Source organism: Streptomyces noursei (assembly GCF_001646665.1).
In the GTDB taxonomy this organism is placed as follows: Bacteria; Actinomycetota; Actinomycetes; order Streptomycetales; family Streptomycetaceae; genus Streptomyces; species Streptomyces lavendulocolor.
Genome location: NZ_LWBU01000326.1, coordinates 31,047 through 43,616, shown reverse-complemented (window position 1 = coordinate 43,616; position 12,570 = coordinate 31,047). Strand labels below are relative to the sequence as shown.

15 protein-coding genes are annotated in these 12,570 nt (G+C 72.1%); 6 read left to right on the top strand and 9 right to left on the bottom strand.

The annotated features are described in order from the left end of the window. Nucleotides 1-124: 124 nt before the first annotated feature. From A4V12_RS23450 to A4V12_RS23440, 4 genes are all read right to left on the bottom strand, one after another. Nucleotides 125-643, bottom strand: a complete 519-nt coding sequence (locus A4V12_RS23450; protein WP_064071391.1) for a SixA phosphatase family protein — start codon at nucleotides 641-643, stop codon at nucleotides 125-127. Between the two features lie 59 nt (nucleotides 644-702). Further along, nucleotides 703-939, bottom strand: coding sequence for a hypothetical protein (locus A4V12_RS23445; RefSeq protein ID WP_064071390.1), 237 nt, complete (start codon nucleotides 937-939; stop codon nucleotides 703-705). Between the two features lie 228 nt (nucleotides 940-1,167). Then, nucleotides 1,168-1,287 carry an SGM_5486 family transporter-associated protein gene (locus tag A4V12_RS39555; protein WP_107415491.1) on the bottom strand — a complete coding sequence of 40 codons (120 nt, stop codon included), beginning with the start codon at nucleotides 1,285-1,287 and terminating at the stop codon, nucleotides 1,168-1,170. A 17-nt stretch (nucleotides 1,288-1,304) separates the two neighbouring features. Then, the gene (locus A4V12_RS23440) at nucleotides 1,305-2,603 is read right to left on the bottom strand and encodes a CynX/NimT family MFS transporter (RefSeq protein ID WP_064071389.1); all 1,299 of its coding nucleotides are present in this window, start codon (nucleotides 2,601-2,603) and stop codon (nucleotides 1,305-1,307) included. Nucleotides 2,604-2,681: 78 nt separating this feature from the next. On the opposite strand from A4V12_RS23440, the gene A4V12_RS23435 reads away from it, so the two are divergent. Beyond that, complete coding sequence (locus tag A4V12_RS23435; protein ID WP_064071388.1) at nucleotides 2,682-3,371, top strand: FadR/GntR family transcriptional regulator; 690 nt, start codon at nucleotides 2,682-2,684, stop codon at nucleotides 3,369-3,371. On the opposite strand, the gene A4V12_RS23430 is transcribed toward A4V12_RS23435, so the two are convergent. From A4V12_RS23430 to fabG, 3 genes are all read right to left on the bottom strand, one after another. Further along, on the bottom strand, nucleotides 3,340-3,711 hold the full coding sequence (locus A4V12_RS23430) for a hypothetical protein (protein WP_064071387.1): 372 nt from the start codon (nucleotides 3,709-3,711) through the stop codon (nucleotides 3,340-3,342). The genes A4V12_RS23435 and A4V12_RS23430 overlap by 32 nt on opposite strands. Before the next feature lie 308 nt (nucleotides 3,712-4,019). Continuing rightward, nucleotides 4,020-4,787, bottom strand: a complete 768-nt coding sequence (fabI, locus tag A4V12_RS23425) for an enoyl-ACP reductase FabI (RefSeq protein ID WP_064071386.1) — start codon at nucleotides 4,785-4,787, stop codon at nucleotides 4,020-4,022. Between the two features lie 4 nt (nucleotides 4,788-4,791). Beyond that, the gene (gene fabG, locus A4V12_RS23420) at nucleotides 4,792-5,508 is read right to left on the bottom strand and encodes a 3-oxoacyl-[acyl-carrier-protein] reductase (RefSeq protein ID WP_064071385.1); all 717 of its coding nucleotides are present in this window, start codon (nucleotides 5,506-5,508) and stop codon (nucleotides 4,792-4,794) included. A 197-nt stretch (nucleotides 5,509-5,705) separates the two neighbouring features. Here fabG and A4V12_RS23415 point away from each other — a divergent pair, with 197 nt between their 5' ends. Genes A4V12_RS23415 through tyrS form a run of 3 tightly spaced genes read left to right on the top strand, consistent with a single transcriptional unit; the run spans nucleotide 5,706 to nucleotide 9,938 of the window. Further along, nucleotides 5,706-7,229 (top strand): TldD/PmbA family protein, encoded by a 1,524-nt coding sequence (locus tag A4V12_RS23415; protein WP_064071384.1) that lies wholly within the window; start codon nucleotides 5,706-5,708, stop codon nucleotides 7,227-7,229. After that, entirely contained in the window at nucleotides 7,226-8,617 is a 1,392-nt protein-coding gene (locus tag A4V12_RS23410; protein ID WP_064071383.1) for a metallopeptidase TldD-related protein, read from the top strand. The genes A4V12_RS23415 and A4V12_RS23410 overlap by 4 nt, the downstream gene beginning before the upstream one ends. A gap of 52 nt (nucleotides 8,618-8,669) precedes the next feature. Then, nucleotides 8,670-9,938 (top strand): tyrosine--tRNA ligase, encoded by a 1,269-nt coding sequence (tyrS, locus tag A4V12_RS23405; RefSeq protein ID WP_064071382.1) that lies wholly within the window; start codon nucleotides 8,670-8,672, stop codon nucleotides 9,936-9,938. Nucleotides 9,939-10,067: 129 nt separating this feature from the next. On the opposite strand, the gene A4V12_RS23400 is transcribed toward tyrS, so the two are convergent. Continuing rightward, nucleotides 10,068-10,343, bottom strand: coding sequence for a GlsB/YeaQ/YmgE family stress response membrane protein (locus tag A4V12_RS23400; protein ID WP_064071381.1), 276 nt, complete (start codon nucleotides 10,341-10,343; stop codon nucleotides 10,068-10,070). Nucleotides 10,344-10,557: 214 nt separating this feature from the next. On the opposite strand from A4V12_RS23400, the gene A4V12_RS23395 reads away from it, so the two are divergent. Continuing rightward, complete coding sequence (locus A4V12_RS23395; RefSeq protein ID WP_079137282.1) at nucleotides 10,558-11,037, top strand: DUF3099 domain-containing protein; 480 nt, start codon at nucleotides 10,558-10,560, stop codon at nucleotides 11,035-11,037. A gap of 269 nt (nucleotides 11,038-11,306) precedes the next feature. Then, on the top strand, nucleotides 11,307-11,531 hold the full coding sequence (locus tag A4V12_RS23390; protein ID WP_064071380.1) for a hypothetical protein: 225 nt from the start codon (nucleotides 11,307-11,309) through the stop codon (nucleotides 11,529-11,531). Nucleotides 11,532-11,562: 31 nt separating this feature from the next. On the opposite strand, the gene moaA is transcribed toward A4V12_RS23390, so the two are convergent. Continuing rightward, nucleotides 11,563-12,552 carry a GTP 3',8-cyclase MoaA gene (gene moaA, locus A4V12_RS23385; protein WP_064071379.1) on the bottom strand — a complete coding sequence of 330 codons (990 nt, stop codon included), beginning with the start codon at nucleotides 12,550-12,552 and terminating at the stop codon, nucleotides 11,563-11,565. Between the last annotated feature and the right edge of the window lie 18 nt (nucleotides 12,553-12,570).

The following is a 12,570-nucleotide window of genomic DNA, read 5'->3' as shown; positions in this document are numbered from 1 at the left end:
TTGCGGACACTCCCTAGGGCGCTGCGTACCGCCCGCCGGTCCGCACGGCGTCGCACTCGGTGGGGAGGGCCCGGACACCCGTCGGTGTCCGGGCCCTCCCCACGGGTCGTACGGGGGTATGGGGCTACTCGTGGGGCGCCCAGTAGCTGAGCAGGGTGCCCACTCCGTGCTCGACGGACTTCCAGGAGCCGCTGAAGCCGATGACGGCGAAGGCGGAGGTCGGGAACGCGCCCCGGCTCATCCGCGCCAGGGTGTCGCCCTCGGCCTGGCCGGTGAGCGCGTCGGCGACGGCGTGCATGCCGGGGTTGTGCCCGATGACGAGGAGGTCGTCCACTTCCTCCGGGGTCTCGTTGAGCAGCGCGATGATCTCCCCGGGCGACGCTTCGTAGAGCCGCTCCTCGTACACGGTCCTGGGTCGCTGCGGCAGCTCGTGCACCGCCAGCTTCCAGGTCTCGCGGGTCCTGGCCGCGGTGGAGCAGAGAGCCAGGTCGAAGGTGATTCCGGTCTCGGCGAGCCGCCGGCCGGCCACGGGGGCGTCCTTGCGGCCTCGCTCCGCGAGCGGGCGCTCGTGGTCGGACACCTGGGGCCAGTCGGCCTTCGCATGCCGGAGTAGCACGATCCTGCGGGGTGTATCGACGCTCATGCCCACCAGCTTCGCACGAAACACGCCACGGGGCGCTGGGTGTTGAGGAGCCGGCCCGCCTACCGTGCGAGCGTGTGCTGGATCCGCTCGAGGATGCGGCCGACCGCCGGGTCACCGTCCGTCGCATGCGCCTCACCGCCCCCGGCTATGAGCCCGAAGAGGACGGCGAAGGCCAGCACGGGGAGGACCACGGCCCACCACGGCAGCCGGGTGACGGCGGTGACGCCCGCGCCGCGGGCGTCACCGGTGGCAGCGGTGGCGGCGGGCGTCCGCCGCGGGTACGTACGGGCCGGCATGGCCGCCTCCGTGGGGTCCGTGGTGCCGAGGTCGAGGTGGCTTCCACGCTACGGATCATGGGCGACCCGGCCCATCCGGCAGTCCACCCACTTGACCCTGACCCTGGCCCCCTAGGGGATGGTGGGGGTAGCCCCACCATCCCCCGGGGGACACGGACCTCGGAGGCACGGACGCGCCGGTCGCGGGGTCGCGGGGGCACCCAGTCGCGGGGTCACGGGATCACGGGGTCACGGGGAGGCGATGGTCGCGATGATGCCGATGACCACGCCGATCGCCAGCATCGTGCCGAGCACGATGAGGAGCTTCTTCTGGCCGTTCTGGGGGTTGGGGTCGAGCACAGGCTGCATGGGCCAAGTCTCGCACCTCAGGTTTCGTCCTCGATGGTCCGGTCCCGTCCGGCGACGATCCCGACGATCATCTGCGGCACCATCAGCCCCGCCATCAGCGCCAGCGGGGTGCCCCAGCCGCCGCTGTGCTCGTAGAGGGTGCCCACCAGGGTGGGTCCGGGGATGGAGATGAGGTAGCCGACGCTCTGGGCGAAGGCGGAGAGCCGGACGACGCCGCCACCGGTGCGCGACCGCATGCCGATCATGGTGAGGGCGAGGGGGAAGGCGCAGTTGGAGACGCCGAGCAGGAGGGCCCAGGCCCAGGCGCCGGCCGCGGGGGCGAAGTGGAGACCGGCGTACCCGGTCAGTCCGCACAGGCCGAGGGCGACCACGATGGGGCCCTGGTTCTTCATGCGGGTGGCGAGCCGGGGGATGACGAAGGCAAGGGGCACGCCCATCACCATGGTCACGGCGAGCAGCACACCGGCGGTGCCGGCGGAGACCCCGGCGTCCCGGAAGATCTGCGGCATCCAGCCCATGGTGATGTAGGCGCCGGTGGCCTGGAGGCCGAAGAAGCAGGCGAGGGCCCAGGCCGTGCGGCTGCGGGTGATGCGGAGGGCGGGTGCCTCCCCGCCCGTGCCGGGCCCCGTGCCGGCCGCCGCGCCCGTGCCGGTGGCCGAGGCGCCCCTGCGGCGCACGAGCGGCAGCCAGGCCACGACGGCGAAGGCGCCCAGGACCGCCCAGACGGCCAGGCCGGCGCGCCAGCCGCCGCCGAGCGCACCGGTGACGGGGACGGTCGCGGCGGCGGCGAGGGAGGTGCCGAGGGCGAGGGCCATCGAGTACAGCCCCGTCATGGTGCCCACGCGGTCGGGGAAGTACCGCTTGACGATCACCGGCATCAGTACGTTGCTGACGGCGATGCCCATCAGGGCCAGGGCGCTGGCGGCCAGGAAGGCGACCGTACCGCCGGCGAAGGGGCGCAGGGCCAGACCGGCGGTGATGGCCACCATGCCGGCGAACACGACGGCGCCGGGGCCGAAGCGGCGGGCGAGCCGCGGGGCGGTGATGCCGAAGACGGCGAAGCACAGGGGCGGTACGGAGGTGAGCACGCCCGCGACGCCACCGCTCATGTGCAGTCCCGTCCGTACCTCCTCCAGCAGGGCGCCCAGGCTGGTGATGGCGGGACGGAGGTTGAGCGCGGCGAGGACGAGCCCGAGGACCAGGAGCCGGGTGAGCCAGACCGTCCCCGCGCGCGGTGGGGCGGCCTCGGCGGGGGAAGGTGACGTGGGGAGGGCTCTCGTGCGCGTCGGGGTCTGGGTCTGCGGCTCGTCGGACATAACCCCATCATAGAATCATGGGATGATTGGCTGTCCACTTCGTTTCGGAGGACCTCCTCCCAGGAGCCAAGGAGCACCATGGCGCTCAGCTCTCCCCGCCGTTCCGCGCTCTCCGACCAGGTGATCGCCGAGCTGCGGAACCAGATCACCACCGGTGAGTGGCCGGTCGGCTCCCGGATCCCCACGGAGCCGGAGCTGGTCGAGCAGCTGGGTGTCGCCCGCAACACCGTCCGGGAGGCCGTCCGGGCGCTGGCCCACAACGGCCTGCTGGACATCCGGCAGGGATCCGGCACCTATGTGGTGGCGACCAGCGAGCTGGCCGGGGTGATGCACCGGCGGTTCGCGTCCGCCGACCCCCGGCACATCGCCGAGCTCCGCTCCACGCTGGAGTCCTCGGCCGCCCGGCTGGCCGCCGAGCGGCGCACGGAGCGGGACATGAAGCAGCTGGACACGCTCCTCGCCCGGCGCGAGGAGGCCTGGGAGGCGGGGGACGCGGAGCGGTTCGTGGCGGCCGACGCGACGTTCCACCTCGCCGTGGTGGCGGCGTCGCACAACGAGGTGATGTCGGAGCTCTACGCCGACCTGGGGCACCTGCTGCGGGACTGGCTGCGCGACGACGTGGGCCAGGAGCTGCGGCCGGAGAACCACATGGACCACGCGCGGCTGGTGGAGGCCATCAGGGCCGGTGACGGGGACGTGGCCGCCTCGGAGGCCGCCGGGTACCCGTTCGTGTGCCTCAGCGGCGATCGGGCACCGGCCGGTGACTGATCCAGGCCTCGTCGACCTCCTTCCAGCAGCGCTGGGTCAGCTCCGCGTACGCGGTCGGGCCCACCTCGACGGGCGCGCTGTCGGAGTCGATGTCCCACCACCGGGCGCACTCGACGTGCAGCTGGACGCGGTCCGCGCCGGGGTTGGGGTTGTGGCAGTACGCGGTGACGCGGGAGCCCTCGACCGACGTACGGCACGAGGCGACGTACACGTCCTTCCCGGCCGCCGCACCCTTCCCGGCGGGCGCGTCCTTGCCCGTCGGCGCCTCCTTGTCGGCGGCGTGGGTGCGGGCGCCGAGTGCGAGCCCCGACAGCAGGAGCGCGGCGGCGGACAGGGCCATCACCCGCCGGCGCCCCGCGCGACGGCGCCCTCCGCCCCGTGTTGCCCCGTACCCCGCGGGGCCCTTCGTCCGGTGTTCCGCCTGGTGCCTCGTACGCACAGCCACACCTCCACCCCGCATTCCCCGAGCCACGGACGTGCCTTTCCGTTCTGCACCAGTTTGCCGTGGAATCGGTGACTCTTCGACTCGGGAGCGCTGCGCACCGTACACACAGACGGGGAACGAGGGACCGGAGGGCGGAGGAGGGAAAGCGAAGGCCGCGCACCGCTCCCCCGGAGCGGTGCGCGGCCTTCGGGCGCGGGGTGGGCTCAGGCGCCCATGATGTGCACGCCGCCGTCGACGTGCACGATCTCGCCGGTGGTCTTCGGGAAGAAGTCCGACAGCAGCGCGACGATGCCGCGCCCGGCCGGCTCCGGGTCCGCCATGTCCCACTCGAGCGGGGAGCGCTCGTCCCACACCTTCGCCAGGTCGGTGAAGCCGGGGATGGACTTGGCGGCCATCGAGCCCAGCGGGCCGGCGGAGATCAGGTTGCAGCGCACGTTCTGCTTGCCGAGGTCGCGGGCCAGGTAGCGGCTGGTGGCCTCGAGCGCGGCCTTGGCCGGGCCCATCCAGTCGTACTGCGGCCAGGCGAACTGCGCGTCGAAGGTCAGGCCGACGACCGAGCCGCCGTTCTGCATCAGCGGCAGGCAGGCCATGGTCAGCGACTTCAGCGAGAACGCCGAGACGTGCATCGCGGTCGCCACCGACTCGAACGGCGTGTTGAGGAAGTTGCCGCCGAGCGCGTCCTGGGGGGCGAAGCCGATGGAGTGGACGACGCCGTCGAGGCTGCCGAGCTCGTCGCGGACCAGGCCCTCGAGGCGGGCCAGGTGCTCGTCGTTGGTGACGTCGAGCTCGATGACCTTGGCCGGCTTGGGCAGCTTCTTGGCGATGCGCTCGGTCAGCGTGGGCCGCGGGAAGGCGGTCAGGATGACCTCGGCGCCCTGCTCCTGGGCCACCTTGGCGGCGTGGAAGGCGATGGAGGACTCCATCAGCACACCCGTGATGAGGATGCGCTTGCCGTCGAGAATTCCGCTCATGTGATCAGTGACCCATGCCCAATCCGCCGTCAACCGGGATGACGGCTCCAGTGATGTACGAGGCGTCGTCGGACGCGAGGAACCGCACCGCGGCGGCGATCTCACCGGGCTGCGCGTAGCGGCCGAGCGGCACCTGGGCGACGATGCCCGCCCGCTGCTCCTCGGTCAGCACCTTGGTCATGTCGGTGTCGACGAAACCGGGTGCGACGACGTTGAACGTGATGTTGCGCGAGCCGAGCTCGCGGGCGAGCGAGCGGGCGAAGCCGACCAGCCCGGCCTTGGAGGCGGCGTAGTTGGCCTGGCCGGCCGAACCCAGCAGGCCGACCACCGAGGAGATGAGGACGACCCGGCCCTTCTTGGCGCGCAGCATGGCGCGGTTGGCGCGCTTGACAACGCGGAAGGTGCCGGTGAGGTTGGTGTCGAGGACGGACGTGAAGTCCTCCTCGGACATCCGCATCAGCAACTGGTCCCTGGTGACGCCGGCGTTGGCCACCAGCACCTCCACCGGACCGTGCTTCTCCTCGATCTCCTTGTAGGCCTGCTCCACCTGCTCGGCGTCGGTGATGTCGCACCGGACGGCGAGGAAGCCCTCCTCGGCGAGCTCTGCCGGGTCGCCGGAGCGGTACGTGATCGCGACCTTGTCGCCGGCGTCGGCGAAAGCGCGGGCGATGGCGAGGCCGATGCCCCGGTTACCTCCGGTGACGAGAACCGAGCGGCTCAACGGATCACCCTTTCCGTAGCGGTGTGGTACCTCGGAAACCTATCGGTCCGGCCGCCGCTACGGAGAATCGACCCCTGACAGTGGCGTACGGGTGTCACTGTCGGGTCCCTACAGAAGGGCCTACGGAAAGTACTGGGCACGGGACCGTGCGGCGCGACATGATCGGGGCGACCGGTCTCACACGACAGGAGACATTCGTGCCTCATTCCATCGACGAAGCCTTCACGGCACTGCCGCTGCGGGCGCTCGCCGACGCGGCGCTCGCACGGGCCAGGGCCCTGGGCGCCGACCACGCCGACTTCCGCTTCGAGCGCGTCCGCAGTGCCTCGTGGCGGCTGCGGGACGCCAAGCCCGCCGGGTCGTCGGACACCACCGACCTCGGCTACGCGGTACGGGTCGTGCACGGCGGGGCCTGGGGGTTCGCCTCCGGCGTCGACCTGACCATGGACGCGGCCGCCAAGGTGGCCTCGCAGGCCGTGGCCATGGCGAAGCTGTCGGCGCAGGTGATCGCCGCGGCGGGGTCCGCCGAGCACGTGGAGCTGGCCGACGAGCCGGTGCACGCGGACCGGACCTGGGTGTCCTCGTACGAGATCGACCCCTTCACGGTGCCGGACGCGGAGAAGAGCGGGCTGCTGGCGGAGTGGAGCGCGCGGCTGCTGCGCGCGGACGGGGTGGCGCACGTCGACGCGCAGCTGCTGACCGTCCACGAGAACAAGTTCTACGCGGACACGGCGGGGACCGTCACCACGCAGCAGCGCGTACGGCTCCACCCGCAGTTCACGGCGGTCGCCGTGGACGGGACCACCGGTGAGTTCGACTCCATGCGGACGATCGCCCCGCCGGTCGGGCGCGGCTGGGAGTACCTGACGGGCACCGGCTGGGACTGGGACGCCGAGCTGGAGCGGATCCCGGAGCTGCTGGCCGAGAAGATGCGGGCGCCGAGCGTCGAGGCGGGGAGGTACGACCTGGTCGTCGACCCGTCGAACCTGTGGCTGACGATCCACGAGTCGATCGGGCACGCCACGGAGCTGGACCGGGCCCTGGGCTACGAGGCGGCGTACGCGGGGACGTCGTTCGCCACCTTCGACCAGCTGGGGAAGCTGGCGTACGGCTCGCCGATCATGAACGTGACCGGTGACCGGACCGCCGAGCACGGGCTGGCCACGATCGGGTACGACGACGAGGGCGTCGAGGCGCAGAGCTGGGACCTGGTGAAGGACGGCACCCTGGTCGGCTACCAGCTGGACCGGCGGATCGCGAGGCTCACCGGCCTCGGGCGTTCCAACGGCTGCGCGTACGCGGACTCGCCGGGGCACGTGCCGGTGCAGCGCATGGCGAACGTGTCGCTCCAGCCGGACCCGGGCGGGCTGTCCACGGAGGACCTGATCGGCGGTGTGGAGCGCGGCATCTACGTCGTGGGCGACCGCTCGTGGTCGATCGACATGCAGCGGTACAACTTCCAGTTCACCGGGCAGCGGTTCTTCCGGATCGAGAACGGGCGGCTGACCGGCCAGCTCCGGGACGTCGCGTACCAGGCGACGACGACGGACTTCTGGGGCTCCATGGAGAAGCTCGGCGGACCCCAGACGTACGTCCTGGGCGGCGCCTTCAACTGCGGCAAGGCCCAGCCGGGCCAGGTCGCGGCGGTCTCGCACGGCTGCCCCTCGGCGCTGTTCCGGGGCGTGAACATCCTTAACACCGCGCAGGAGGGTGGCCGATGAGCCCCGTAGCGAAGCCGTACGAGATCGTCGAGCGGGCCCTGGAGCTGTCCCGCGCCGACGGGTGTGTCGTCATCGCGGACGAGCAGTCGTCCGCCAACCTCCGCTGGGCCGGCAACGCGCTGACCACCAACGGCGTCACCCGGGGCCGGACCCTCACCGTGATCGCCACGGTCGACGGGGCGGAGGGCACGGCGTCGGGCGTGGTGTCCCGGTCGGCGGTCACCGCCGAGGAGCTGGAGCCGCTGGTACGGGCCGCCGAGGCGGCCGCGCGGGGCGCGGGGCCGGCCGAGGACGCGCAGCCGCTGGTGGCGGGCGGGCAGGCGTCGCCCGACTTCACGGACGCGCCGGCCGAGACGTCGTCGGCGGTGTTCGCGGACTTCGCGCCCGCGCTGGGCGAGGCGTTCGCCCGGGCCCGCGCGGGCGGCCGGGAGCTGTACGGGTTCGCGAACCACGAGCTGACCTCGACGTACCTGGGGACGTCGACGGGGCTGCGGCTGCGCCACGACCAGCCGTCGGGGACGCTGGAGCTGAACGCCAAGTCGCCGGACCGGACGCGCTCGGCGTGGATGGGGCACTCGACGCGGGACTTCAAGGACGTCGACCCGATCGCGCTCGACGCCGAGCTGGCGCAGCGCCTGGGCTGGGCGGAGCGCCGGATCGAGCTGCCCGCGGGGCGGTACGAGACGCTGCTGCCGCCCACCGCGGTGGCGGACCTGCTGATCTACCAGCTGTGGTCGTCGGCCGCCCGGGACGCCGCCGAGGGCCGCACGGTCTTCTCCAAGCCGGGCGGCGGCACCCGGATCGGCGAGACGCTCTCGCCGCTGCCGCTGACGCTGCGCAGCGACCCGAACGAGCCGGGGCTGGAGTCGGCGCCGTTCGTGATCGCGCACGCGTCGGGCGACGACTCGTCGGTGTTCGACAACGGGCTGCCCCTGGCGCCGACCGAGTGGCTGCGGGACGGCCGGCTGGAGCGCCTGGTCACCACGCGTCACAGCGCCGGACTGACCGGGCTGCCGGTCACGCCGGGCATCGGCAACCTGGTCCTGGACGGCGGGGGCGAGCGGTCGCTGGAGGAGATGGTGGCCGCCACGGAGCGCGGGCTGCTGCTGACCTGCCTGTGGTACATCCGCGAGGTCGACCCGGCGACGCTGCTGCTGACCGGGCTGACCAGGGACGGCGTGTACCTGGTGGAGAACGGCGAGGTCGTCGGCGAGGTGAACAACTTCCGCTTCAACGAGTCGCCGGTGGACCTGCTGTCGCGGGCGACGGAGGCCGGCCGGACGGAGCGGACGCTGCCGCGCGAGTGGAGCGACTGGTTCACCCGGGCCGCCATGCCGCCGGTGCGGGTGCCGGACTTCAACATGAGTTCGGTCAGCCAGGGCGTGTGACCCCCATAGACTGGCGAACACATCGTTACCACGTTCAAGGAGACACGACACCGTGACGGACATCGTCGACGAGTTGAAGTGGCGCGGGCTGTTCGCCCAGTCCACCGACGAGGACGCTCTGCGCAAGGCGCTCGCGGACGGTCCGGTCACGTTCTATTGCGGCTTCGACCCCACCGCGGCCAGTCTGCACGTCGGGCACCTGGTGCAGGTGCTCACCGTGCGCCGGCTCCAGCAGGCCGGTCACCGGCCGCTGGCGCTGGTGGGTGGCGCGACGGGGCAGATCGGCGACCCGCGGCCGACCGCGGAGCGCACCCTGAACGATCCGGAGACGGTGGCGCAGTGGGTGACGCGGCTGCGCTCGCAGATCGAGCCGTTCCTCTCCTTCGAGGGCGAGAACGCCGCGGTCATGGTCAACAACCTGGACTGGACCGCGGGCATGACCGCGATCGAGTTCCTGCGGGACATCGGCAAGCACTTCCGGGTCAACAAGATGCTCACCAAGGACTCGGTCGCCCGGCGGCTGGAGTCGCAGGAGGGCATCAGCTACACCGAGTTCAGCTACCAGCTGCTCCAGGGCATGGACTTCCTGGAGCTGTACCGGCGCTACGGCTGCGTGCTCCAGCAGGGCGGCAGCGACCAGTGGGGCAACCTCACGGCGGGTCTGGACCTGATCCACCGGCTGGAGCCGCACGCCGAGGTGCACGCGCTGGCCACCCCGCTGATGACCAAGTCGGACGGCACCAAGTTCGGCAAGACCGAGGGCGGGGCCGTCTGGCTGGACCCGGAGATGACCACGCCGTACGCGTTCTACCAGTTCTGGCTGAACGTGGACGACCGGGACATCTCGACGTACATGCGCATCCTCAGCTTCAGGAGCCGTGAGGAGCTGGAGGAGCTGGAGAAGGTCACCGAGGAGCGCCCGCAGGCCCGTACGGCCCAGCGTGCCCTCGCGGAGGAGCTGACGACGCTGGTGCACGGCGCCGAGCAGTGCGCCGCGGTGATCGCCGCCTCGAAGGCGCTGTTCGGGCAGGGCGAGCTGGCGGAGCTGGACGAGGCCACGCTCGCCGCGGCGCTCGCGGAGCTGCCGCACGCCCGGGTCACCGAGCCCGGCCCGGTGACGGACCTGTTCGCGGAGGTGGGCCTGGCGCCGAGCAAGTCGGCGGCCCGCCGCACGATCAAGGAGGGCGGCGCCTACGTGAACAACGTGAAGGTGACCGCCGAGGACGCCGTGGTCACCGCCGACGAGCTGCTGCACGGGCGCTGGCTGGTGCTGCGACGCGGCAAGAAGAACCTGGCGGCGATCGAGGTCGCCGCGGGCTGACGGGCCGCGCCGGCCGTCACGGGGCGGTGCCACGGGTGCGGACGAGCACCCGGGGCACCGCCCTTTCCGTACGTACGCCGGGTCCGGCCCGGGCGTCAGGCCCGTCGCCTGCCGGGACCGGCCCGGGCGTCAGGCCCGCCGTCTGCTGCCGCGTGTCGACATGTAGAGCATGTCGCCGAGGCCGACGAGGACGACCGCCGCTCCGACCTGGAGGGCGTGCCTGCCCCAGTCGATGCCGGGGGTCGCCTCGATGCCGAACGCCCGGGCGAGGGCGTTGCCGGCGACGCCGCCGATGATGCCGAAGATGGTGGTCAGCCACAGGGGGCTGTGCTGCTTGCCCGGCAGGATCGCCTTGGCCAGCAGGCCGAGCACGAATCCGACGATAATCGCCCACAACCAGCCCATGGTTGCCTCCTCAGGTGGGATCGACGTGAGCAGTCCCGACAAGTCTGGGTCGACCGGGCGTTCGGCGCATGTCGGACGGGTCCGTCAGGGCGGGGCGGACCGTCCGCGGACCGGTGACGGGCGCCCCGGTCTCGTACGCGCCGGGGGGCGGGCGTACGGTGGAAGCAGGCCGGTCCGGGGAGCGTCCGGCGCGAGTGTGCGGGTGGTGGAACAGATGCGGAAGCACGGGAGCGACGAGGTCTTCCGGATCACCGGCGCCCGTCAGGGACTGGCGGACGACGTGCGGGGCCGGCAGCGGCGCTATGTCATCTCGATGTCCGTGCGGACCGTCGCGGTGATCGCGGCCGCGTCCCTGTGGAACGTCCAGCGCCAGGTGGCGATCGTCGCGCTGGTCCTGGGTGCCGTGCTGCCGTACGTCGCGGTCGTGATCGCCAACGCGGGCCGGGAGTCGGCGCCCCCGCAGCCGCAGAGCTTCGTCCCGACCCCGGACGCCGTGCGCCCGGTGCTGACACCGGGGAGCGCGCCGGACGGGTCCGGCGAGCAGGCGCACACGGAGCGGACGCATCCAGGAGAGGCGCATCCAGGAGAGGCGCACCCCGGAGCGGCACGGACGCGACCGGCGGCGGAAACGGCGGCCGGGGACGACGGGGACCGGCGCGGTCCGCGGCCGGAACGGCAGTACGAGCAGCATTAGGGCGCGTCTTCCGGAGCGGGCCGGCAGGATCCGAAGGGCACGCCCTGGGGCCGGTACCGCGCCGCGAGGGCGTCGCACCGGTCTGCAAAGCTCAAGAAAAGCTCAGATCAATCATGTGGTTTCCGTGCACTCCACCCCGGTCCCCGTGACATACTTCGTAGGCGCTCCGCATCCCCCGTCGGAGCGACGGACCGACGCCGGGCAGCTCCCCCCGTGGCTGCCCGGCGTCGCCTTTGTCCGGGTAGTTCGGGACTTCGTTTGGACGTGCTGTGAGCGACGAGACCACCCCCATCTGTTCCGCCAAGGGTTGCCGCACGGCGGCGGTGTGGGTGCTGGCGTGGAACAACCCGAAGCTGCACACTCCCGAGCGCCGCAAGACCTGGCTGGCCTGCGACGAGCACCGCGAGCACCTGTCGCAGTTCCTGGGCGTACGGGGCTTCCTGAAGGACGTGGTCACCCTGTCCGAGTGGGAGTCCCGCCCCTCCGAGGGGTGAGCGGACCCAGGTCGTCACGGCCGGGGCGGGGTCAGCCTCCGATCGCCGACATGGGCCGCTCGGGCTGCAGGAAGCTCGGGTCGTCCAGGCCGGAGCCGGCCTTCTTCCCCCACATCGCGAGCCGCCAGATGCGGGCGATCTCCTCGTCCGGCGCGTCCGAGCGCAGCGCCGCCCGCAGGTCCGTCTCCTCCTGGGCGAAGAGGCAGGTGCGCACCTGCCCGTCGGCGGTGAGCCGGGTCCGGTCGCAGGCCCGGCAGAAGGGCCGGGTGACGGAGGCGATGACGCCCACCCGGTGCGGTCCGCCGTCGACGATCCAGCGCTCGGCGGGTGCCGAGCCGCGCGCCTCGTCGGGCTCCGGGTCGAGGGTGAAGCGCGTCCGCAGCGACTCCAGGATGTCCCCGGCGGTGATCATGCCGTCGCGCTTCCAGCCGTGCTGGGCGTCGAGCGGCATCTGCTCGATGAACCGCAGCTCGTAGTCGTTCTCCACGGCCCAGGCGAGCAGGTCGGGGGCCTCGTCGTCGTTGAGCCCCGGCATGAGGACGGAGTTGACCTTGACCGGGGTGAGCCCGGCGTCGCGGGCGGCCTGGAGGCCGTCCAGCACGTCCTTGTGGCGGTCCCGGCGGGTCAGGGCCTTGAAGACGTCGGGGCGCAGGGTGTCGAGCGAGACGTTGACCCGGTCCAGGCCGGCGGCCTTGAGGGCGGTCGCGGTGCGCTTGAGTCCGATGCCGTTGGTGGTCAGCGACATCCTGGGCCGGGGCTCCAGGGCCGCGCAGCGCTCGACGATGCCCACCAGGCCGGGGCGCAGGAGCGGCTCGCCGCCGGTGAAGCGGACCTCGGTGATGCCGAGGCCGGTGACGGCGATGTCTATCAGGCGGACGATCTCGTCGTCCGTGAGCAGATCGGGCTTCGCGAGCCACTGCAGGCCTTCTTCGGGCATGCAGTACGTGCACCGCAGATTGCACCGGTCGGTGAGTGAGACGCGCAGGTCAGTGGCCACGCGGCCGTATGTGTCGATGAGCACTGTGGGCGCCTCCCCCGG